General features: G+C 71.4%; 21 protein-coding genes. 13 read left to right on the forward strand and 8 right to left on the reverse strand.

The features are described from left to right. The first annotated feature begins 29 nt into the window (after window positions 1–29). A complete protein-coding gene (locus IFU19_RS13985) occupies window positions 30–248 on the forward strand; it encodes a hypothetical protein (protein WP_192211995.1) in 219 nt (72 codons plus the stop codon). 108 nt (window positions 249–356) lie between these two features. On the opposite strand, the gene IFU19_RS13990 is transcribed toward IFU19_RS13985, so the two are convergent. Together IFU19_RS13990 and IFU19_RS13995 are read right to left on the reverse strand one after the other, a co-directional pair. Further along, on the reverse strand, window positions 357–1,139 hold the full coding sequence (locus tag IFU19_RS13990) for a DNA/RNA non-specific endonuclease (RefSeq protein WP_192211996.1): 783 nt from the start codon (window positions 1,137–1,139) through the stop codon (window positions 357–359). A 114-nt stretch (window positions 1,140–1,253) separates the two neighbouring features. Then, window positions 1,254–1,865 carry a DedA family protein gene (locus IFU19_RS13995; protein WP_192211997.1) on the reverse strand — a complete coding sequence of 204 codons (612 nt, stop codon included), beginning with the start codon at window positions 1,863–1,865 and terminating at the stop codon, window positions 1,254–1,256. A gap of 133 nt (window positions 1,866–1,998) precedes the next feature. Here IFU19_RS13995 and IFU19_RS14000 point away from each other — a divergent pair, with 133 nt between their 5' ends. Further along, window positions 1,999–3,963 carry a glycosyltransferase gene (locus IFU19_RS14000; RefSeq protein ID WP_055835072.1) on the forward strand — a complete coding sequence of 655 codons (1,965 nt, stop codon included), beginning with the start codon at window positions 1,999–2,001 and terminating at the stop codon, window positions 3,961–3,963. Between the two features lie 109 nt (window positions 3,964–4,072). Here the strand turns inward: IFU19_RS14000 and IFU19_RS16715 are convergent, their stop codons facing one another. Then, window positions 4,073–5,398 (reverse strand): hypothetical protein, encoded by a 1,326-nt coding sequence (locus tag IFU19_RS16715; RefSeq protein WP_192211998.1) that lies wholly within the window; start codon window positions 5,396–5,398, stop codon window positions 4,073–4,075. Window positions 5,399–5,699: 301 nt separating this feature from the next. Here IFU19_RS16715 and IFU19_RS14010 point away from each other — a divergent pair, with 301 nt between their 5' ends. The 5 genes from IFU19_RS14010 (at window position 5,700) to IFU19_RS14030 (ending at window position 11,256) form a co-directional block, all read left to right on the forward strand. Then, window positions 5,700–7,997 carry a polyribonucleotide nucleotidyltransferase gene (locus IFU19_RS14010; protein WP_191926181.1) on the forward strand — a complete coding sequence of 766 codons (2,298 nt, stop codon included), beginning with the start codon at window positions 5,700–5,702 and terminating at the stop codon, window positions 7,995–7,997. Window positions 7,998–8,222: 225 nt separating this feature from the next. Beyond that, complete coding sequence (locus tag IFU19_RS14015; RefSeq protein WP_055835081.1) at window positions 8,223–9,248, forward strand: aldo/keto reductase; 1,026 nt, start codon at window positions 8,223–8,225, stop codon at window positions 9,246–9,248. A gap of 78 nt (window positions 9,249–9,326) precedes the next feature. Further along, window positions 9,327–9,929: a histidine phosphatase family protein gene (locus IFU19_RS14020; protein WP_055835084.1), complete on the forward strand. Its 603-nt coding sequence runs from the start codon at window positions 9,327–9,329 to the stop codon at window positions 9,927–9,929. Window positions 9,930–9,994: 65 nt separating this feature from the next. After that, a complete protein-coding gene (gene dapB / locus IFU19_RS14025) occupies window positions 9,995–10,807 on the forward strand; it encodes a 4-hydroxy-tetrahydrodipicolinate reductase (protein ID WP_192211999.1) in 813 nt (270 codons plus the stop codon). Further along, on the forward strand, window positions 10,804–11,256 hold the full coding sequence (locus IFU19_RS14030) for a hypothetical protein (RefSeq protein WP_070408228.1): 453 nt from the start codon (window positions 10,804–10,806) through the stop codon (window positions 11,254–11,256). The genes dapB and IFU19_RS14030 overlap by 4 nt, the downstream gene beginning before the upstream one ends. A 72-nt stretch (window positions 11,257–11,328) precedes the next feature. Here IFU19_RS14030 and IFU19_RS14035 read toward each other — a convergent pair whose 3' ends face one another. The 4 genes from IFU19_RS14035 to IFU19_RS14050 form a co-directional block, all read right to left on the reverse strand. Next, the gene (locus IFU19_RS14035; RefSeq protein ID WP_192212000.1) at window positions 11,329–12,249 is read right to left on the reverse strand and encodes a TIGR01777 family oxidoreductase; all 921 of its coding nucleotides are present in this window, start codon (window positions 12,247–12,249) and stop codon (window positions 11,329–11,331) included. After that, window positions 12,242–12,667 carry an OsmC family peroxiredoxin gene (locus IFU19_RS14040; protein ID WP_055835097.1) on the reverse strand — a complete coding sequence of 142 codons (426 nt, stop codon included), beginning with the start codon at window positions 12,665–12,667 and terminating at the stop codon, window positions 12,242–12,244. The genes IFU19_RS14035 and IFU19_RS14040 overlap by 8 nt, the downstream gene beginning before the upstream one ends. 104 nt (window positions 12,668–12,771) lie before the next feature. Beyond that, complete coding sequence (locus IFU19_RS14045) at window positions 12,772–13,305, reverse strand: DUF4395 domain-containing protein (RefSeq protein ID WP_192212001.1); 534 nt, start codon at window positions 13,303–13,305, stop codon at window positions 12,772–12,774. After that, window positions 13,298–13,735, reverse strand: a complete 438-nt coding sequence (locus IFU19_RS14050) for a TlpA family protein disulfide reductase (RefSeq protein WP_342343430.1) — start codon at window positions 13,733–13,735, stop codon at window positions 13,298–13,300. The genes IFU19_RS14045 and IFU19_RS14050 overlap by 8 nt, the downstream gene beginning before the upstream one ends. A gap of 93 nt (window positions 13,736–13,828) precedes the next feature. On the opposite strand from IFU19_RS14050, the gene IFU19_RS14055 reads away from it, so the two are divergent. The 3 genes from IFU19_RS14055 to IFU19_RS14065 are packed head-to-tail and all read left to right on the forward strand — an operon-like array spanning window position 13,829 to window position 15,943. Beyond that, window positions 13,829–14,689 (forward strand): thymidylate synthase, encoded by an 861-nt coding sequence (locus tag IFU19_RS14055; protein ID WP_249404162.1) that lies wholly within the window; start codon window positions 13,829–13,831, stop codon window positions 14,687–14,689. Next, window positions 14,686–15,186, forward strand: coding sequence for a dihydrofolate reductase (locus IFU19_RS14060; protein ID WP_192212003.1), 501 nt, complete (start codon window positions 14,686–14,688; stop codon window positions 15,184–15,186). The genes IFU19_RS14055 and IFU19_RS14060 overlap by 4 nt, the downstream gene beginning before the upstream one ends. A gap of 1 nt (window position 15,187) precedes the next feature. Next, complete coding sequence (locus IFU19_RS14065; protein WP_191926178.1) at window positions 15,188–15,943, forward strand: SDR family NAD(P)-dependent oxidoreductase; 756 nt, start codon at window positions 15,188–15,190, stop codon at window positions 15,941–15,943. A 51-nt stretch (window positions 15,944–15,994) separates the two neighbouring features. Here IFU19_RS14065 and IFU19_RS14070 read toward each other — a convergent pair whose 3' ends face one another. After that, window positions 15,995–16,531, reverse strand: a complete 537-nt coding sequence (locus IFU19_RS14070) for an NUDIX domain-containing protein (protein WP_055937069.1) — start codon at window positions 16,529–16,531, stop codon at window positions 15,995–15,997. 80 nt (window positions 16,532–16,611) lie between these two features. Here IFU19_RS14070 and IFU19_RS14075 point away from each other — a divergent pair, with 80 nt between their 5' ends. The 3 genes from IFU19_RS14075 to IFU19_RS14085 all read left to right on the forward strand — a co-directional run bounded on the left by IFU19_RS14075 (window position 16,612) and on the right by IFU19_RS14085 (window position 20,431). Next, entirely contained in the window at window positions 16,612–17,592 is a 981-nt protein-coding gene (locus IFU19_RS14075) for a DUF559 domain-containing protein (RefSeq protein WP_192212004.1), read from the forward strand. Window positions 17,593–17,700: 108 nt separating this feature from the next. Then, on the forward strand, window positions 17,701–18,678 hold the full coding sequence (gene dapA, locus IFU19_RS14080; RefSeq protein WP_055937074.1) for a 4-hydroxy-tetrahydrodipicolinate synthase: 978 nt from the start codon (window positions 17,701–17,703) through the stop codon (window positions 18,676–18,678). Window positions 18,679–18,754: 76 nt separating this feature from the next. Next, window positions 18,755–20,431, forward strand: coding sequence for a ribonuclease J (locus IFU19_RS14085; RefSeq protein WP_055835128.1), 1,677 nt, complete (start codon window positions 18,755–18,757; stop codon window positions 20,429–20,431). Window positions 20,432–20,447 lie beyond the last annotated feature (16 nt).

A 20,447-nucleotide genomic window follows, 5' to 3' on the forward strand; every position in this document is an offset into this window, starting at 1 on the left:
GGGGGGGGGGGGGGGGGGGGTCGCTCGTCGTGATCGGTCACGATGTCGACAACATCGCCGCCGGTGGTCACGGACCGACCGACCCCGCGATCCTGTACACGCCCGAACTGCTGCGCAGCGCCCTCGACGAGAGGTTCCGCATCGAGCGCTGCGAGCGCATCACGCGCACGAGCGCCGATGCCGAGCTGCGGGGCGGGCACGCTTCGGCCGCGATCGACACCCTTCTGCACGCGGTGCGGGTGGGCTGACGCGCCGGGTCGGCGGCCCCGACGTCGCGGGGTCGTCGCTCGCGGAGGCGTCGATGGGCGCGCCGCCGTGCTGCGCGGGGTAGCGAGGCGTCGGCGCGAGCGCTCGCCTCACAGCACGATGTCGTCGGCGCTGCGCAGCTCGCGCGCCGCGACCGGGCGCAGCCCCCGCCGCACGAACGTGTCGGCGGCCTGCAGCGGCCCCACGTCGACCCCCGCTTCGGCCGCGATGTCGGCGATGGGCACCTGGAACGTGCGGAACGCCCCGAGCGGTGCCACCGTCAGAGCCTGCCGCGTGTCGACGAGCGCGCTCTGATCGAGCACGAAGCCCGCCGCGGCCAGGGCGTCGCCGTCGCGCCAGGCGGCGATCTTCCAGAACCGCAGGGGCACGCGGATGCCGCGATACGGCGGGTCGTCGGCGCCCCGCACCGGGGCGGTGAACACCGCGAGACGCCGGTCGGTCGTCTCGGCGTAGGCGAGCACGTGGTCTTCGAGGCCCAGCCAGAGCTCTTTCGACTGGTTGAAACCCGCAGCCTGGGGAGCGGCGTTCGTGTAGAAGAACGTCGCCTCGGTGGCAGCTCGAGCCTCGGACGCCGAGCCCCAGCCCGGATCGCGCCGCCGCACGAGATGGCCGCGGTCGAGGTCATTGCGGCTGTAGACCTCGGGTCCCGCCTGCGCGTCGGCGGAGACGCGCGGATCGAGCCGCCACTCGCCCGTGCGCGGCTGCTCGCGCAGCGTCGCCCCGTCGACGACCACCCCGGTGACGGCGGCGAACCGACGCTCCTCGTCGAGGAGCACCGAGAACCGCGGGTAGTCGAGCCGGGTGACCGGCGCGGTGGGGGAGGGGAGGGGCAGGGGGATGCCGAGGAAGTCCGGGTCGTAGCCGTCGCTCATGCCCCCATGCTGCCCGGGGCCTCCGACATCGCGACAGACGCGTGCCGAGAACATCGTATGAAGACCCGGCCCGCGTCGGCGTCGCGCCCGGGGTCCGGCATCCGCCGCCGACGATCAGCCCCGCGACGCCACCCGGCGCTTCGCGCGACGCGCCAGCACGGAATCGATCCCCACGCCGATCCCCACCGCCACGACGATCGACACGACCACCGCGACGACCGGCCCGCCCGGCACCACCGCGGCCACGATCGCGCCGATCACGGCCTGGTACGCCGCCCAGGCGAGCGCCGCGCCCGCCGCCACCCCGAGGTAGCGCGCCGGAGCCACCCGCGCGGCGCCCGCGGCCAGGTTGACCGCGAGGCGCGCGAACGGCACGAACCGCGCGGTGAACAGCACCACGGCGGCGTTGCGTTCCAGGCGCGCCCGTGCCCAGTCGAGGGCGGCGCGCACGCGGGGGCGGCGCATCCACGCCCAGCGCTCGACGCCGACCGTGCGACCGACCAGGTAGCAGCAGGCGTCGCCCGCGAAGGCCGCGGCTGCGGCGACGAGCACGACCCCGAGGAGCGGCGGCGTGCCGTGCGACACCGCCAGTGCCCCGAAGGCGGTGACGGCCGCCTCGCCCGGGATGACGACGAGGAAGGCGTCGGCGAACACGAGGACCGCCATGCCGAGCAGGGCCCACGGGCTCGCGGCGATCGCCTGCAGCCACCCGTCGACACCGTCCATTCCGTCACTCTCCGCCGCCGATCGAGACGCCCCGCCCACGCGGCGGTGACGCCCAGCGGAGCATCGGGTGAACATCGCGAACCTGGCCCCGATCCGGCCCCCACCGGCCCGCCCGAGGTCTCACCCTGGAGACGTGAGAGTCGCGCTGCTGGCCGAATCCTTCCTCCCCCACATGAACGGGGTCACCGGTTCCGTTCTGCACGTGCTGCGCCATCTGGCCGAGGCGGGGCACGAGACCCTGGTCATCGCTCCGAAGTCGGGCGATGTCACCGCCGATCTGCACGGCGCGCGCACCGAGCTGTTGCGCTCGGTGCCGCTGCCGTCGTACCCCGAGGTGCGCGTGGTGTTCGCCCGGGCCGCCCGCCTCGGGGCCCTCCTGCGCGACTTCGATCCCGACGTGGTGCACCTGGCATCCCCGTTCGTGCTCGGCTGGCAGGGGCTCGCCGCCGCCGACGCGCTGAGGATCCCCTCGGTCGCGGTGTACCAGACCGACGTCGTCGCCTACTCGCAGAAGTACGGCCTGCCCCACGCCACGGCGCTCGTCGCCGGGCACGTCGCCCGCCTGCACCGCCGCGCCACGCTCACCCTCGCCCCGTCGTCGGCGTCGACGCGCCAGCTCGAAGGTCTGGGCGTCGACCGCATCCGCCGCTGGGGTCGGGGAGTGGATGCCGTCCGCTTCGCGCCCGAGCACCGCGACGACGCGTGGCGGGCCGAGGTGGCCCCGAACGGTGAACGCATCGTGGGGTACGTCGGGCGCCTCGCCCCCGAGAAGCAGGTCGACGACCTGCGCGCGCTCGCCGACGTACCCGGCACGCGCCTGGTGATCGTCGGCGACGGCCCCTCGCGGCCCGCGCTCGAGAGGGCGATTCCGGATGCCGTCTTCACCGGGCACCTGTCGGGTGCGGCGTTGGCGCAGGCCATGGCGGGCTTCGACGTCTTCGTGCACCCGGGTGAGAGCGAGACGTTCGGCCAGACCATCCAGGAGGCCCTCGCCAGCGGCGTTCCCGTGGTGGCGACCGGCGTGGGCGGGCCGCTCGACCTGGTGCGCTCCAGCGTCGACGGCTGGCTGTACCGTCCCGGTGACCTCGACGACCTGCGCGCCCGCGTCGCCGATCTCGTCGGCGACGAGTCGAAGCGCCGCGCGTTCGCCCGCGCCGCGCGCGAGGCGGTACAGGGGCGCACCTGGCAGGCCCTCACCCGCGACCTGGTCGGGCACTACCAGGATGCCGTCGCCCTCCGCGCCGTCGACGACAGCATGCTGCTGCGCGGGGGAACGCGACCGGCCACCCTGTCGGCATCCCGCACCCGGGGGCGGTGGACGCGCTTCGTCGCGCTCGGCGACTCGCTGACCGAGGGCCTGTGCGACGCGTCGCGCATGCCGGCGGGGCAGTACCGCGGGTGGGCGGATCGTCTGGCCGAGCTGCTGGCGCACACCAGCGACGCGGGTCCTTTCCGCTACGCCAACCTGGCCGTGCGCAGCCGTCGGGTGCGTCACCTGATCGACGAGCAGGTCCCCGCGGCGCTCGCCCTCGAGCCCGACCTCGTGTCGATCCTCATCGGCGCCAACGACCTCGTGGGACCGGCGCCCGTCATCCCGGCCATCGTCGCCGAGGTCGAGTCCGCCGTGCGCGCGATCCGCCGCACGGGCGCCGACGTGCTCCTGGTGACGACCTTCCTGCCCCGGCGCGCGGCGGCCCGCATCTTCGCGCGCCGCTTCGCGACGTACAACGTCGAGCTGCGTCGCATCGCGCAGGAGCAGGGTGCGATCCTGCTCGACCTCGAGGCCGTCGCCGACCTCGGCGAGCTGCCGCACTGGGCCGACGATCTGGTGCACCTGCGCTCGGCCGGGCATCGCCTCGTGGCGTATCGCGCGGCCGAGGCCCTGGGAGTACCCGACGCGTCGGCGCTGCTCGGACTCGACGAGGCGCTGCACGCCGACGACGACGCCCCGCACGGCGCCTGGCTCACGCGCGACGCCCTGCCGTGGGTGTGGCGCCGCGTCCGCGGACGCACCGCGGGCGACGGCATTCTGGCGAAGCACGCGGGCTACGTCGAGCTGCCCACCCGCGGCGATCGCGAGCGTACCCGCGCCGTCTGACGACTGCCTTGTCGCGGACGTCGTGGTGGCGTCGTCGAGAGCGCACGCCACGACCCGTGCGTTCGCGAAGGACGGGTGGTCTCGTGAGCTAGCGGGCGGCGGGGCCGCGTCAGTACCAGCCGGTGCGTTCCGAGTGCGCCCATGCGCCGCAGGGGCTGCCGTAGCGGTCGGCGATGTAGCGCAGGCCCCACGAGATCTGCGTCGCCGCGTTCGAGCGCCAGTCGAGACCCGCCGAGGCCATCTTCTCGCCGGGAAGGGCCTGGGGGATGCCGTAGGCACCGCTCCAGGGGTTCAGCGCGTCGGCCCGCCAGCCCGACTCGCGGTTCCACAACGACACGAGGCACGAGAATTGGTCGTCACCCCAGCCGTAGCCGCTGATCGCTCCGCGCGCATGGGTGCGCGCCTCGCTCGGGCTCATCACCGGGCCGGCGGGGGCCGTCGTGCCGCCGTCCGAGCCGCCGCCATTTCCGCCGCTGCCTCCGCCGGAGTTCCCGCCTCCGCCGGAGTTCCCGCCGCCGCTTCCGGAGCCGTTGCCGTTCCCGTCGGGATTCGACCCGCTCCCGGAGCCGCCGCCGTCGCCGGACCCGCCGCCGGGAGTGGACCCGCCGCCCGAGTCGCCGCCGCCCGAGCCCGAGCCGCCGCCGGACCCACCGCCCTCGTCCCCGGAGCCCGGACCGCCGCCGGTCGATCCGCCGGGCTCGGCGGCGTCGCGTTCGGCCTTCTCGCGCTCGCGCGCTGCGCGCTCCTGCTCGGCGGTCGTGCGCCGCAACTCGGCCAGCTGCGCGTACAGGTCGTTCAGCTGGGCCTGGGCGGCGGCGACGGTCGCCGTCTCGGTCGCGGCCTCGGCGGCGGCGGTGGCCGCCGTCGTCTGCGCTTCGGCTGCCAGGCGTGCGGCCTCGGCGCGGGCCTGCTCTGCCTGGGTGCGCAGAGACGTGGCGACGTCGGCCGCGCTGCGGGCCTGGCCGGCCGTGCGCGCCGCCACGGTCGCCATCCGATCCAGGATGCCCAGACGCGACAGCAGGGAGTCGGGATCGGCGCCCGTCAGCAGCTGCGCCACGAGGGGGCCGCTCCCGGTGGTGCGGTAGAGGCGTGAGGCGCTGGCGCCCGCCCGGGTGCGGGTGGACGAGAGGTGCGCGTCGGCGGCGGTGCTCTGCGCCGTCAGCGTCTCGGCGCGGGCGGCGGTGGACTCCGCGAGCAGTCGGGTGCGCTCGGCGGTCGCCGAGGTGTCGAGCGCGCGACGCGACGCCGACGCGGCGGACTGCTCCGCGGCATCCAGCGCCTGCTTCACCTGGGCGACGGCCGCCTCATCGACGGCGGCGGTCACGGCCCTCGTCGCGGAGGCGGGTGAGGCGGCGGCGGCCGACAGGGGGGCCATCGCCGCGCCGAGGGGCACGCACACGAGGAGCGTGTGACTGCTGCGACGGATGATGCCCATGAGGTCACGCTAAAGCACGAAGCCGTGCGGTGACCACCCCGTTCCGCGCGGCGCTGGTAGGGTGAGGACGATGCCGTCTTGGCATCCGCTCAATTACACATGAGCTCACGGAGCAGGCCGGCAGACGCTGGTCCCCTGTGGTGGACTCCCCGTCGTTTGCCGGGTGGTCGTCTACTGGTGGCCAGTCGCCGGGATTTCCGGGCCGACACGTCGGCGCGCCCTTTCTGCCTGTTCCTGCTCCTTCGCATGCAGCTCGTCGCCCACACGGGGCGGCGAGCCTAAACAAAGAAGGAGGGACCTCTTGGAAGGTCCAGAAATCACCGCCGCTGAAGCCGTTCTCGACAACGGCCGTTTCGGCACCCGCACCATCCGCTTCGAGACCGGACGCCTCGCTCAGCAGGCCCAGGGCGCCGTTGCCGCCTACCTCGACGAAGAGACCATGCTCCTGTCGGCCACCAGCGCCGGCAAGCACCCGCGTGAAGGCTTCGACTTCTTCCCGCTGACCGTCGACGTCGAAGAGCGTTCGTACGCCGCCGGCAAGATCCCCGGCTCGTTCTTCCGCCGCGAGGGTCGCCCCTCGACCGAGGCCATTCTCGTCTGCCGCCTCATCGACCGCCCGCTGCGCCCCTCGTTCGTCGAGGGCCTGCGCAACGAGGTTCAGATCGTCGTCACCGTGCTGTCGATCGCACCCGGCGAGTTCTACGACGCCCTCGCGATCAACGCCGCGTCGCTGTCGACCCAGATCTCGGGTCTGCCCTTCTCGGGTCCCATCGCCGGTGTGCGCCTCGCGCTCATTCCCGGCCACGGTGAGAACGCCGACCAGTGGGTCGCGTTCCCGACCGTCACGCAGCTCGAAGAGGCCGTCTTCGACCTCATCGTCGCGGGCCGCGTGCTCGACGACGGCGACGTCGCCATCATGATGGTGGAGGCCGAGGCCACCGAGGGCAGCTGGAACATGATCAAGGGCGGCGCCACCAAGCCCAACGAGCAGGTCGTGGCCGAAGGCCTCGAAGCGGCCAAGCCGTTCCTGCGCCAGCTGGTCGACGCGCAGAACGAGGTCGCCCGCACGGCGGCCAAGGAGATCCAGTCGTTCCCCGTCTTCCCGGCTTACAGCCAGCAGACGTACGACTTCGTCGCCGGTCGCGCCTACGACCGCCTCGTGCCGGTGTACCAGATCGCCGACAAGCAGGATCGTCAGAACGCCGACGACGAGATCAAGACCTCGGTCAAGGCCGAGCTCGTCGCCGCCGTCGAGTCGGGTGAGCTGCCCGCCGTCGCGACGCTCGAGTTCAGCGCCGCGTACAAGTCGGTCACCAAGACGATCGTCCGCGGTCGCATCCTCGCCGAGGGCGTCCGCATGGACGGCCGCGGTCTGGCCGACATCCGTCCGCTCGACGCCGAGGTGCAGGTCATCCCGCGCGTTCACGGCTCGGCGATCTTCCAGCGCGGCGAGACCCAGATCCTGGGCGTCACCACGCTGAACATGCTCAAGATGGAGCAGCAGATCGACTCGCTGTCGCCCATCACGAGCAAGCGCTACCTGCACCACTACAACTTCCCGCCGTACTCGACCGGTGAGACCGGTCGCGTGGGCAGCCCCAAGCGTCGCGAGATCGGGCACGGCTTCCTGGCCGAGCGCGCGCTCGTGCCCGTGCTGCCCAGCCGCGAGGAGTTCCCGTACGCGATCCGTCAGGTGTCCGAGGCCCTCGGGTCCAACGGCTCCACCTCGATGGGCTCCGTCTGCGCCTCCACCCTGTCGCTGCTGAACGCGGGTGTGCCGCTGCGCGCTCCCGTCGCCGGTATCGCCATGGGCCTGGTCACCGACCAGGTCGACGGACAGACGCGCTACGCCGCCCTGACCGACATCCTCGGCGCCGAAGACGCCCTCGGCGACATGGACTTCAAGGTCGCGGGTACGTCGGAGTTCATCACGGCGATCCAGCTCGACACCAAGCTCGACGGCATCCCGTCGTCGGTGCTCGCCGCTGCCCTCACCCAGGCGAAGGAGGCTCGTCTGACGATCCTCAACGTCCTGAACTCGGCCATCGACGCCCCCGACGAGATGGCGCCCACCGCGCCCCGCGTCATCAGCGTGCAGATCCCGGTCGACAAGATCGGTGAGCTCATCGGACCCAAGGGCAAGACGATCAACTCCATCCAGGACGAGACCGGCGCCCAGATCTCGATCGAAGACGACGGCACCGTGTACATCGGCGCGACCGACGGCCCCTCGGCCGAGGCTGCCCGTGCGCAGGTGAACGCGATCGCCAACCCGACCAACCCCGAGGTCGGCGAGCAGTTCCTGGGCACGGTCGTCAAGATCGCGACCTTCGGTGCGTTCGTCTCGCTCCTGCCCGGCAAGGACGGACTGCTGCACGTCAGCGAGGTCCGCAAGCTCGCCGGTGGCAAGCGCGTCGAGAACGTCGAAGACGTGCTGTCGGTCGGTCGCAAGATCCTCGTGCGCATCACGAAGATCGACGACCGCGGCAAGCTGTCGCTCGAGCCCGTCGTCGACGAGGCCGCTGACGCGACCGAGCCCGCCGACACGCAGAGCTCGGCCGCCGCGAGCGAGGGCCCCGAGGCTCCCGCCGAAGGCTGATCCTCTCGTCTGATCGGATGCCCGTCCCGCTTCTCGCGGGGCGGGCATCCGTCGTGTGACGGGTGTGACGCATGGGGTGATCGGTGCACAAGCGTTACGCAATGTTTATCGCCGGGGCGGGCGAATCGGCGGCCCACCGCGGGCGAAGCTTTAGCCTCGAAGTACGTCGGGGGGCGTGCAGTTACGGGTTCGCCGTACCGTCGCCCGGCATCGAGGGGATTCACCATGAGCGGCCCGGGCGTCGACGAGACGGCCTCGCCACGCCTGCGTCGTGATCGCGCGTCGCACCCCTCTTCTCCGATCACCCTGCAGGGGCCCGGTCTGGGCTCCCACGTGCGGGTTCCGCTCGGTGAGACCGGCTTCGAGGTCTTCCCGCTCTTCCTCGGTGGGGGGGAGTTCGGCTGGAACGTCGACGCCGGCGCCAGCCACGACATCCTCGACGCCTACGCAGAGCTCGGTGGGAACGCGCTGCACACCGCCGACAGCTACGCGGCCGGCCGCAGCGAGTTCATCATCGGTGAGTGGCTGCGCACCCGGCGCATGCGCGACGAGGCCGTGGTCACCGTGCGCATCGGAGGACACCCCGACAACCCCGGGCTCGACTCCGTCAACCTCGTGCGTGCCGTCGAGGCGTCGCTCACGCGCCTGGGCACCGACCGTATCGACGTGCTGTCGCTCGACGCCGCCCGCGGCGACACGGCCCTGCTCGAAGACACGCTCGCCACCAGCGAGTGGCTCGTCGATTCGGGCAAGGTCCGGGCCATCGGTGCGCACGGGTACACCGCCGCGCAGCTCGTCGAGGCCCGCATCCTGTCGTCGGCGGGCTACCCGCGCATCTCGGTGCTCGACGTTCCCTACAACGTGCTGCGCCGGAACGAGTTCGACGGCGACCTGCGACTGATCGCGTCGGCGCAGGGGATGGCCGTGACGCCGTCGCACGCCCTGGCGCACGGTTTCCTCTCCGGCGAGACCCGCACGCGCGACCAGTCGTCGCAGTCGGTGCGGGGGTTCCAACTGGCCGCCAACTTGAACCGCCGGGGGACTCGTGTGCTGCGCGCCCTCGACACCGTCGGCACCGAGCTCGGCATCCCGGATGCCGCGGTGGCCGTCGCCTGGCTGCTCGCGCAGAAGATCGTCACCGCCCCCATCGTCAACGCCTTCGCGCCTCGTCACGTCGTCGAATGCATGCGCGCCGTGGGCGTGCGCCTCAGCCGGGCGCAGCTGGCGGATATCGCACGCGCCGCCGAGTGACCGGCCCGCGCGCGAGAGCGTGACGTAGGCTGGAACACGGGGCCGGGGGACGGCAGATCGACGACGAGGTGAGCTGACGTGACGCACTACATCTATCTGGTGCGCCACGGCGAGCACCAGGATGCCGAGCACGGGCTCACCGACGGCCCCCTGTCTCCGCGTGGTCAGCGTCAGGCGGCCCTGCTGGCCGACCGGCTGTCGGGGCTTCCGCTCGACGCGGTGTGGCACTCCCCGCTCGAGCGTGCGGCGCAGACGGCGCGAGCCGTCGCCGAGCGTCTGCCGTCGGTGGCTCCGGAGTCGTCGGCCCTGCTGTTCGACTGCGTACCCACGGGGATGACGCCCGAAACGCCCGCGGCCTACGAGTCGTTCTTCGGGTCGGTCTCCGAGGCCGAGATCGAGGCCGGCCGCGCGCAGATGGCCGACGCCACCGCCGAGTTCCTCGCCCGCAAGGCGGGGGAGGTGCACGAGCTCGTCATCACCCACAACTTCGTCATCTCGTGGTTCGTCCGCGAGGTGCTGCAGGCCCCCGACTGGCGTTGGATGACGATCAATCAGGCTTACTGCGGCTTGACCGTCATCGCGCAGAAGAAGGGCCGCCCCTGGACGCTGCTCTCGCACAACGACCTGGCGCACCTGCCGGTCGAGCTGCGCACGGGGCTGATGGACCCGCTCCCGGTCTGACGGACCGCGCACCGTACATCTGTGGACAGCGCGTCGAACGTGTGCGCGCCGCCTAGGCTGGACGCATGACGACGCGTGTGGCCATCGTGGGCGGTACCGGCAAACTGGGCGGGGTGATCCGCGAGGTCGTCGAGGCCGGGAACGGGTACGAGGTCTCGGCGATCCTGACGTCGACCTCCGACCTCAGCGAACTCGACGGCGCCGACCTGGTCGTCGATGCCTCGACCCCCGCCGTCTCGATCGATGTCGTGCGCGCCGCGATCGAGCGCGGCATCAACGTGCTCGTCGGAACGTCGGGCTGGTCGAACGAGCGCATCGCCCTCGTCCGCTCGCTCGTCGAGGCCAGTGGCACGGGTGCCGTGTTCATCCCCAACTTCTCGCTCGGATCCGTCATCGGCAGCGCGCTGGCGGCCGCGGCCGCCCCGTTCTTCCCGTCGATCGAGATCGTCGAGGCCCACCGCGAGACCAAGATCGACTCGCCGAGTGGAACCGCCGTACGAACCGCCGAGCTCATCGCCGCGGCGCGCGCCGAGGTCGGTCCCGTCGACTCGCCGCACGTCGACCAGCGCGCACGGGGTCAGCGGGTGGCCTCCGTGCCGATCCACTCGCTGCGGCGACCGGGCGTGGTCGCTCGCCAAGAGACCGTGCTGTCGGGGGCCGGTGAGTCGCTCACGATCGTGCACGACACGGTGGAGCCCGCCACGGCCTATGCCCCCGGCATCCGCATCGCCCTCGCGGCGGCGCGCGAGGCGCGGGGCGTCATCGTCGGGCTCGACAGCTTCATCGACATCGGCGTGCGCACCCGCCCGATCGAGCCGGGGGCCCCGATCGCCGACGGCGACGTCTCGGGCCAGGTGGCGGGCGCCACCAGCGCATGAAAACGCGCATCGCCGTCGCCGTGATGACGGTGCTGCTTCTGCTGTACGTGGTCCTGGCCGGACAGCGGGCGATCGTGCTGCTCACGAGCGGCGACGGGGTCGGGATCGCGATGGGCGTCGCGCTCCTCGTGCTTCCGCTGCTGGCACTCTGGGCCATCGGCCGGGAGCTGTGGTTCGGCGTGGGCGCGCAGCGCCTGGGGGAGCGCCTCGATGCCGAGGGCGGGCTGCCCGACGAAGACCTGCCGGTGCGTCCCAGCGGGCGCATCGAGCGCGAAGACGGCGACGCCCTCTTTCCGCAGTACCGCGCCGACGTCGAGGCGCACCCCGAAGACTGGCGGGCCCGATACCGCCTGGCCCTCGCCTACGACGCGGCGGGTGATCGACGCCGTGCACGCGAGTCGGTGCGCACGGCGATCCGACTCGAGGGCGCGGAGCGCCGCGCGCGCTGAGTCGCAGCCGGGGCGCCGACGGCGCCGCGACCGCACCGCGCCGGGCGAGAAGCACTGCCCGGCGCGGGCGTCTCAGGCGGCGGCGTGGGCGGGGACGGCCGAGGCCACGGCCTCGTCGACCGTGCGGTGCGTGAAGGTGAAGCCGTCGTTCTCGAGGGCGGTCGGACGCACGTCGGCGTCAGAGGTCAGCAGCGCCTCGGTGGCGTCGGCGCCGAGAGCGAGCTTGACGCCCCAGATCGGGGCGCGCAGGGCGTAGGGCCGGTTCATGCGTCGGGCGAGGGCGAACCCCAGATCGTTGGCGGTCGCCCGCGTGGGACCGGTGAGGTTGACCGGACCGTCGAGGTCGGAGTCGATGACGTGCCGAATGGCGCGCACCTCGTCTTCGAGCGTGATCCACGGCCACACCTGAGTGCCGCGGCCGATGGGGCCCGAGATGCCGAGTTTGGTGAGCAGCAGCAGGGGCTTGAGCACCCCCTGCTCGTGCACGACGGGAGCCGTGCGCAGGAACGCGACGCGCGCCTTGTCGCCCGCCCCGCGGGCCGCGGCCTCCCATTCGACGCAGATGTCGACGAGCAGACCCCGACCCGACCGAGAGGTCTCGGTCAGTACGACGCCGGGCTGCGAGCCGTAGAACCCGGTGGCACTCGCGTTGATCAGAGCCGGAGCGTCGTCGCCCAACGCGCGTACGGCCGCGGCGAGGGTGCGCGTCGGCGTGACGCGCGACCACAGCAGCTGGCTCTTGTACGACGGTGTCCAGGGGAAGTGCCCGATCGATGCGCCGTTCAGGCACACGACCGCGTCGGCTCCGGCCAACACGTCGGGATCGAGCGGGGCGGCGTTCTGGAGCCACTGCACCTCGTTTGCGTCGCGTGGCTCGTGTCGGACGAGAGCGGTGACCTCGACGCCGTCGGAGCGCAGCGAATCGGCCAGAGCGGAGCCGATGAGGCCCGACGCGCCGGCGATGACGACGCGTCGGGCCGAAGACTCAGGCAAGCGTGGCCTCGAGGGTGATGTCGATGCCTGCGAGCGCCTGCGACACGGGGCAGTTGGCCTTCGCATCGGCGGCGATCTTCTCGAACGTCGCGGCGTCGAGACCGGGCACGACGGCGTTGACGTTCAGGTGGCTGCCGGTGATGCCGGTGCCGGGCTTGAACGTGATCGACGCGGTGGCGTCGACCGACTCGGGAGGGGTGCCGTTCTCGGCGAGGGCGTTCGACAGCGCCATGCTGAAGCACGCCGAGTGCGCACCGGCGAGAAGCTCTTCGGGGGTCGTGACCGAGTTCGACCCCTCGCTGCGGGCCTTCCAGTTCACACCGAAGGTGCCGATGCCGGACGAGGTGAACGTCACCTCACCCGAACCTTCGAACAGGCTGCCCTTCCAGGCGGTGGCTGCTTCGCTCGTGACGGCCATGGGGACCTCCATCATCACGCGCGGTCGGAGCGACCGCGACGCGGCCAGCCTAACGAGGGTCTGCCACACCGCTCGGGTCTTGACAGCCTCCGCGAAGGTGGCTGTCAGGCGGATGCCGTGCCCCGGCGCCCGATGAGGCCGACGCGCTGCAGAACGAGGTAGAGCTGGCATCCGAGGCACAGCCCGAACGCGGCGTTGAGGAAGGCGGCGACGAAGGCCATGGCGGCGGCGATCGGCAGGGCCCAGGGGACCCCGGCGAGGTGCAGGACGAGACCGACCGCGGTGACGAACAGGCCGACGCCCTGGGCGAACCGCGGGGGACGCGGGTCTTCGAACTCGGTCGGCGGCGACAGGCGCGGTCGGACGACCCGGCGGAAGAGCACACCCCAGGGGGCGGTGCGCGGGGAGGCGACCCCCCAGACGAAAAGCAGTGCGATGACGAGCAGCAGCAGGAAGCCCGGATCGACGATCCGCGCGACGACCGAGACCTGCGGCAGCAGCCAGCCGTTGGGGGAGGACGTCTCGTGCGCCGTCGCGACGCCGGTCAGGCTGAGCACCGTGGCGATCAGCAACAGGACGGCGGTGATCGACGCGGCGAACCGGGGGCCGCGGACGTCGATGCGGGCGTTCTCAGACATGCGGGGCCTCTTCGTGCAGACGATCGAGTTCGGTTTCGACGACGGCGCGGGTCGGTGCGCCGGCGATACGGGTGCGGATGGTGCCGGTGCGGTCGAGCACGAGGGTCGTGGGGGTCTGGAGCACGCGGAACCGCTGGGCGAGGTCGGGGCGATGGGTGAGATCGACGTCGAGGTGGCGGACACCGGTGCGCTCGTCGGCGACCGCCGACAACAGACGATGGACGCCCGGGCAGAGCGAGCACAACTCGGTGCTGAACTGCAGAAGGGTCGCGTTCTCGCCCAGGGGACCCGTGCCGAGCGTGCGCGGGTCGATCGACTCGGCGGAGTCGACGGCGCGGACGCGCCCCTGACCGCGCCGCAGGAGCAGGCCCACCGCGGCGGTCGCCGCGAGAAGCGCGGCGGCGATCACGAGGGCGAGGGTCAGGTCCACGATCGTCAACGGTAGCCGCCGCCACCGACACCGGGGCGGATGAGTCGTCGCGTGACGGGAGTACCCCTCCTCCCCAGATAGCGGATGTCCGCGATGCCGTACGGGCAGGGTCGTCGCGGGCCCCGCGCGGGTATCGTGAAGCGCGTGACCGCCGACATCCTCACCCCGTACGAAGACCTGCTGCGCGACGTGTTCGAGAACGGCACGCACAAGTCCGATCGCACCGGCACCGGCACCACGAGCGTCTTCGGCCGACAGATCCGGTTCGATCTCGCCGACGGGTTCCCTCTCATCACGACCAAGCGCGTGCACCTCAAGTCGATCGTGTACGAGCTGTTGTGGTTCCTGCGCGGTGAGTCCAACGTCGGCTGGCTGAAAGAGAACGGCGTCTCGATCTGGGACGAATGGGCCGACGCCGACGGCGAGCTCGGACCCGTGTACGGCGTGCAGTGGCGCTCCTGGCCCACCGCCGACGGCGGCACGATCGATCAGATCGCACAGGTCGTCGAGCAGATCCGGCGCGACCCCGACTCCCGTCGGCTGATCGTGTCGGCGTGGAATCCCGCCGACATCCCCGACATGGCACTCGCGCCGTGCCACGCGCTGTTCCAGTTCTCGGTCGCCGACGGAAAGCTGTCGTGCCAGCTGTACCAGCGCAGCGCCGACATGTTCCTGGGGGTGCCGTTCAACATCGCCTCCTACGCGCTGTTGACCCTGATGGTCGCTCAGCAGACCGGCCTGGAGCCCGGCGAGTTCATCTGGACGGGCGGCGACTGCCACGTCTACGACAACCACCGCGCGCAGGTGCAGGAGCAGCTCACGCGGGAGCCGTACGCCCTGCCCACGCTGCGATTCGCCCGCACGCCCGACTCGATCTTCGACTACCGCTACGACGACGTGATCGTCGAGGGCTACCAGCACCACCCCGCCATCAGGGGAGCCGTCGCGGTATGACCTCGATCGGGCTCGTCTGGGCCGAGGCCCACGGCGGCGTCATCGGCGCCGACGGAGGAATGCCCTGGCACGTCCCCGAAGACCTCGCGCACTTCCGCGAGGTCACCGGGTCGTCCGACGTCATCATGGGTCGGCGTACGTGGGAATCGCTCCCGCCGCGCTTCCGGCCGCTGCCCGGCCGGCGCAACATCGTGGTCACGCGCTCCGACGACTGGTCCGCCGAGGGTGCCGATCGCGCGGGGTCGCTCGACGCAGCACTCGACCGCGCCGAGGGAGAGCGTGCGTGGGTCATCGGGGGCGGGCAGCTCTACGCCGAGGCGATCGGCCACGCCGACCGCATCGAGCTCACCCGCCTCGACGTCGCCGTCGACGGGGACACCCACGCTCCGAGCCTCGACGGATGGTCGCGTGTCGCCGCCGCCCCTGTCGAGGGATGGCACGTATCGCGAAGCGGCATCCGGTACCGCTTCGAGACCTACGAGCGCCGGGGCGCCTGAGATGACGCGCACCGCTCTCATCACGGGCGCGAGCTCCGGTCTGGGCGCGGAGTTCGCCCGTCAGCTCGCCGCCCGCGGAGCCGACGTCGTGCTCGTGGGCCGCAATCGCGAGGCACTCGAGGCCGTCGCCGCCGACGTGCGTGCCGCGCACGGCGTCGGGGTCGAGGTCGTCGTCGCCGACCTTCTCGACGACGACGCCGTGGCCCTCGTCGAGAGGCGGGTGGCCGCGGGCGTCGACATCCTCGTCAACAATGCCGGTTTCGGACTCGACCTCGCGTTCGACGAGAACGCCGTCGACGACGAGGTGCGTCACCTGCGTCTGCACGTCGAGGTCGCCCTGCGTCTCACGCACGCCGCGCTGCCGGCGATGCTCGCGCGGGGGAGTGGACGCATCGTCAACGTCGCCTCGGTGGCGGGTTTCGTGCCGCGCGGCACCTACGGCGCGGCGAAGGGGTGGCTGATCTCCTTCAGCCGCTGGGCCAACGTCGCCTACCGTAAGCGGGGCGTCAGCGTCACCGCGGTGTGCCCGGGGTTCGTGCACACGAACTTCCACGAGCGTCTGGGCCTGCCTCCCGGCGAAGAGGGGGTGCCGCCGGGAATGTGGTTGACGGCCACAGACGTCGTGCGCGAAGGACTCCGCGATGCCGCGCGCGGACGCGCGGTGTCGGTGCCGTCGCTGCGGTACAAGGCGCTGGTCGCCGCGTCGCGGCTGCTGCCCGACGGGCTGGTCGTGCGCGCCGCCGCCCGAGGGCGCTGAAACTCCCTGAGCCGCGGCCGGCTCGGGCCACCGCGACGGCCGGGTCGCTGCTCAGCGGAAGCGTCCCAGGTGGATGCCGGCGAACGCGAGGGCGGCGATCGTCTCGCCGTCCGAGACGGTGCCGTCGGCCACGAGGGCCAGCAGCTCTGTGAACGGGATCCATCGCACCTGGTCGATCCCCTCCTCGTGCTGGGACGCCGTGGCATCCGTCGTCTCGAGACCCCGCGCGAGGTACACGTGCTCCGGGGCGTCGGCGATGCCGTTGAGGGCGTTCATGCGGCCGAGGTAGTGCCACTCGGATGCCGTGACCCCGGTCTCCTCGAGGAGTTCCCGCTTCGCGGCCTCGAGCGGATCCTCGCCGTCGGAGCCGCCCGCGGGCACTTCGAGCGAACGCCCGGTCGTGTAGCGCTCGAGCTCGATGACGCACACGCGCTCGTCGTCGTCGAGGGCGATCACGAACACCGCCGGGTGCTGCACGCGGACGACCCCGTAGATACCGTCGCCGTGGGGCCCCGTCACCTCGTCTTCGCGCACGTGGATCCAGCGGTTCTCGTAGACGGTGCGCGATGCGCGGGTGGTCCAGGCCATGAGGTCACCCTACGGCGCGGCTCGTGCCGTGGTTCAGATGCAGGAGCGGGCTGGGCGCGACGGCTCCATTCGCCACATCTGTGCGCAGACGCACCAGCGATCATGCATATCGACCGCCCACCGCGCCCCCCGCCCGCCGGGCAGGCGGGCTGTTACCCACAGCCGCGCCCGGAGGTGCGCGAGCGCGGGTCGCGCTCGGGCACGCTGCACGAGTGCGCACATCCACCGCCATCGAACTCGTGGCGCGAGCCGGGGGCGTGATGCGGCGTGCCGACCTGATCCGCCGCGGCGCCACGCATGCCGACGTCCGCCGATTCGTGCGGGGCGAGGTGTTCGAACGCCTGCGCGACGGCGTGCTCGCTCTGCCCGAGACCGATCCGCTCGTCGCGACGGCGGCGATGCACGGCGGATCCGTCGCGTGCGCCTCCGCCCTCCGCCGGTACGGGGTCTGGTTGTGGGAGGACGATGCGCGCGTCCACGTGTGGCTGGGCACCTCGGGTCGCCGCCACGGTCATCCCGGATGCCGGTGCGTCAACCACCACGATGCCGGGACTGCCTCGTTCGGTGTCGTGTCGGTCGTTCAGGCTCTCGTGCAAGTGGCGACCTGCCTCGGAGACGAGGTCTTCTTCGCCGCCTTCGAGTCCGCATGGCGCAAGGGGCTGATCGATCGTGCACAACGGGCCGAGGTGAGGGCGGGACTGCGCGCTGGACGACGATGGCTCGTCGACCTCGCGCGTCCCGATGCCGACAGCGGCCTCGAGTCGATCCTTCGGCTGCGGTTGAGTCGTCTCGGCATCCGCCTGGAGAGTCAGGTACGCATTCCCGGCGTCGGCGTGGTCGATTTCCTGCTCGACGGGCGGATCATCCTGGAGGTCGACGGCCGCGAGAACCATGACGGGGTGTCGCTGCGGCACAAAGATCTGCGCCGGGACGCGACTGCCGCGGCGCAGGGTTTCGAGACCTTGCGCTTCGACTACGCGATGGTGCTGCACGAATGGCATCTGGTGGAGGCGGCGGTCCTGGCGCGCCGCGCACACGCGCGCGGTGGTCGGTATGCATGACCGGCATCATGCAGCGGGGGCACTTCGACGCCCGATGTTCACTGCTGCCCCACCGATCATGCAGATGGACGCCGCGGAGAGCGGGCCGCGAACCGATATCCTGGGTGCATGACGCACTCCGGCAATCCCTTCGGTCAGGTGCTCGTCGCGCTCATCACCCCGATGACCGCCGACGGCGAAGTCGACTGGCCCGCCGTCGAGAAGCACATGGACGACGTCATCACCGCGGGCGCCGACGGCATCGTCGTCACCGGCACCACCGGTGAGACCTCCACCCTGACCGACCCCGAGAAGCTGCGTCTGGTCGAGGTCGGCAAAGACGTCTCGGCGGGCCGCGCCAAGATCCTCACGGGCGGCGGGTCCAACGAGACCGCGCACGCGATCGAGCTCTACAAGGCCAGCGAGAAGGCCGGCGCCGACGGCATCATGATCGTCACGCCGTACTACAACAAGCCCACCCAGGCCGGCATCCTGACGCACTTCCGTCTCGTCGCCGACGCGACCGACCTCCCGGTGATCCTGTACGACATCCCGGGCCGCACCGGTGTGCCCATCAAGTACGAGACGATCCTGCGCCTGGCGAAGCACCCCAACATACTCGCGATCAAAGACGCCAAGGGCGACTTCAGCGAGGTCAGCCGGGTGCTCAACCAGACCGACCTCATGTACTTCTCGGGTGACGACGCCAACGTGCTGCCGCACCTGTCGATCGGTGCGAGCGGGCTCATCGGCGTGACGGCCAACATCGCCGCCGCGCCTTACCGCACGATCGTGGATGCCGTGAACGCCGGCGATCTCGCCACGGCCACCGCCGCACACCGGGGCCTCGAGCCGCTCGTGCGCGCCGTCATGACGCACGTGCCCGGCACGGTCGCCGCGAAGTACATCCTGCACGGCCTCGGGCGCATCGCCAGCCCGCGCGTGCGCCTGCCCCTGGTCGGCCCCGAAGAGTGGGAGGCCGCGGTGATCGAAGACGAGCTCGCCCTGGTCGCCGACGTCGCGGGTGCCGATTTCTCCAACTTCCGCCCCGACCGCAACGCGGCCGCCGGCGGTGCCCTGCCGAAGGTGCACGGCACCACGAGATAGACATGGGCGTCCGCCGATCCGCGGCCTGGGACGCCACACGAGGGGATGCCACGCGGTGGCATCCGAGGAGGCACTTATGCCCACGACTGTTTACGATCCCCCCGCACTCGCGCCCGGCACGCTGCGCGTGGTCCCGCTCGGCGGTCTCGGCGAGGTCGGACGCAACATGACCGTCTTCGAGTACGAGGGCAAGCTGCTCGTCGTCGACTGCGGCGTGCTGTTCCCCGAGGAGCACCAGCCCGGCGTCGACCTGATCCTGCCCGACTTCGAGCCGATCAGGCACCGTCTCGACGACATCGTCGGCGTCGTCCTGACGCACGGACACGAAGACCACATCGGCGCGGTTCCCTACCTGCTCAAGCTCAAGGGCGACATCCCCCTCATCGGGTCGGGGCTCACGCTGGCGCTGATCGAGGCGAAGCTCAAAGAGCACCGCATCCGCCCCTACACCCTGACGGTGAAAGAGGGGCAGCACGAGAAGGTCGGGCCCTTCGACCTCGAGTTCATCGCGGTGAACCACTCCATCCCCGACGCGCTCGCCGTGGCGATCCGCACGCCCGCCGGCCTCGTGCTCGCCACCGGCGACTTCAAGATGGATCAGCTTCCGCTCGACGGCCGCATCACCGACCTGCGCGCGTTCGCCCGCCTGGGTGAAGAGGGCGTCGACCTGTTCCTCGTCGATTCCACCAACGCCGACGTCCCCGGGTTCACGCCCACTGAGCGGGCCATCGGTCCGGTGCTCGATCAGGTCATCGCGCGCGCTCCGCGCCGCGTGGTCGTCGCCAGCTTCTCGAGCCACGTGCACCGCGTGCAGCAGGTGCTCGACGCCGCGCACGCGAACGGTCGGCGCGTGGCGCTGCTGGGTCGCAGCATGGTGCGCAACATGGGCATCGCCGCCGACCTCGGGTACCTCAACGTCCCCGACGGCGTGCTGATCGACTACAAGAAGGCCCGCGACCTGCCCGACGACAAGATCGTCTACATGTCGACCGGTTCGCAGGGCGAGCCCATGGCCGTGCTCAGCCGCATGGCCAACCTCGACCACGCGATCGAGCCGGGCGAGGGCGACACGATCATCCTGGCCTCCAGCCAGATCCCGGGGAACGAGAACGCGATCTACCGCGTGATCGACGGGCTGACCAAGCTCGGCGCGACCGTCGTGCACAAGGGCAACGCCAAGGTGCACGTGTCGGGTCACGCCGCCGCGGGCGAGCTGCTGTACTGCTACAACATCCTCAAGCCCAAGAACGTCCTGCCCGTGCACGGCGAGTACCGCCACCTCATGGCCAACGCGAAGCTCGCGCGCGAGACCGGGATCCCCGAAGAGAACACGATCCTCGGCGAGAACGGCACGGTCGTCGACCTGCGCGACGGTGTCGCCCGCGTGGTCGGTCAGATTGACATCGGCTTCGTCTACGTCGACGGCTCGTCGGTGGGCGAGATCACGGATGCCGACCTCAAGGACCGTCGCATCCTGGGCGAGGAGGGCTTCATCTCGGTGATCGTCGTCGTCGACTCGGCGACCGGCAAGATCATCTCGGGTCCCGAGATCCACGCCCGTGGTTTCGCCGAAGACGACAAGGTCTTCGACAGCGTCAAGCCCAAGATCGCCGCAGCCCTGGCCGAAGCCGCCAAGTCGGGCGTCCGCGACAACCACGCGTTGCAGCAGGTCGTGCGCCGCACGATCGGTCGCTGGGTCAACCAGTCGCTGCGCCGTCGGCCGATGATCGTGCCGATGGTCATCGAGGCCTGACCCGCGTTCCGAAGCG

Origin of the sequence: Microbacterium sp. CFBP 8794, from assembly GCF_014841235.1 — a bacterium.
Lineage (GTDB): Bacteria > Actinomycetota > Actinomycetes > Actinomycetales > Microbacteriaceae > Microbacterium.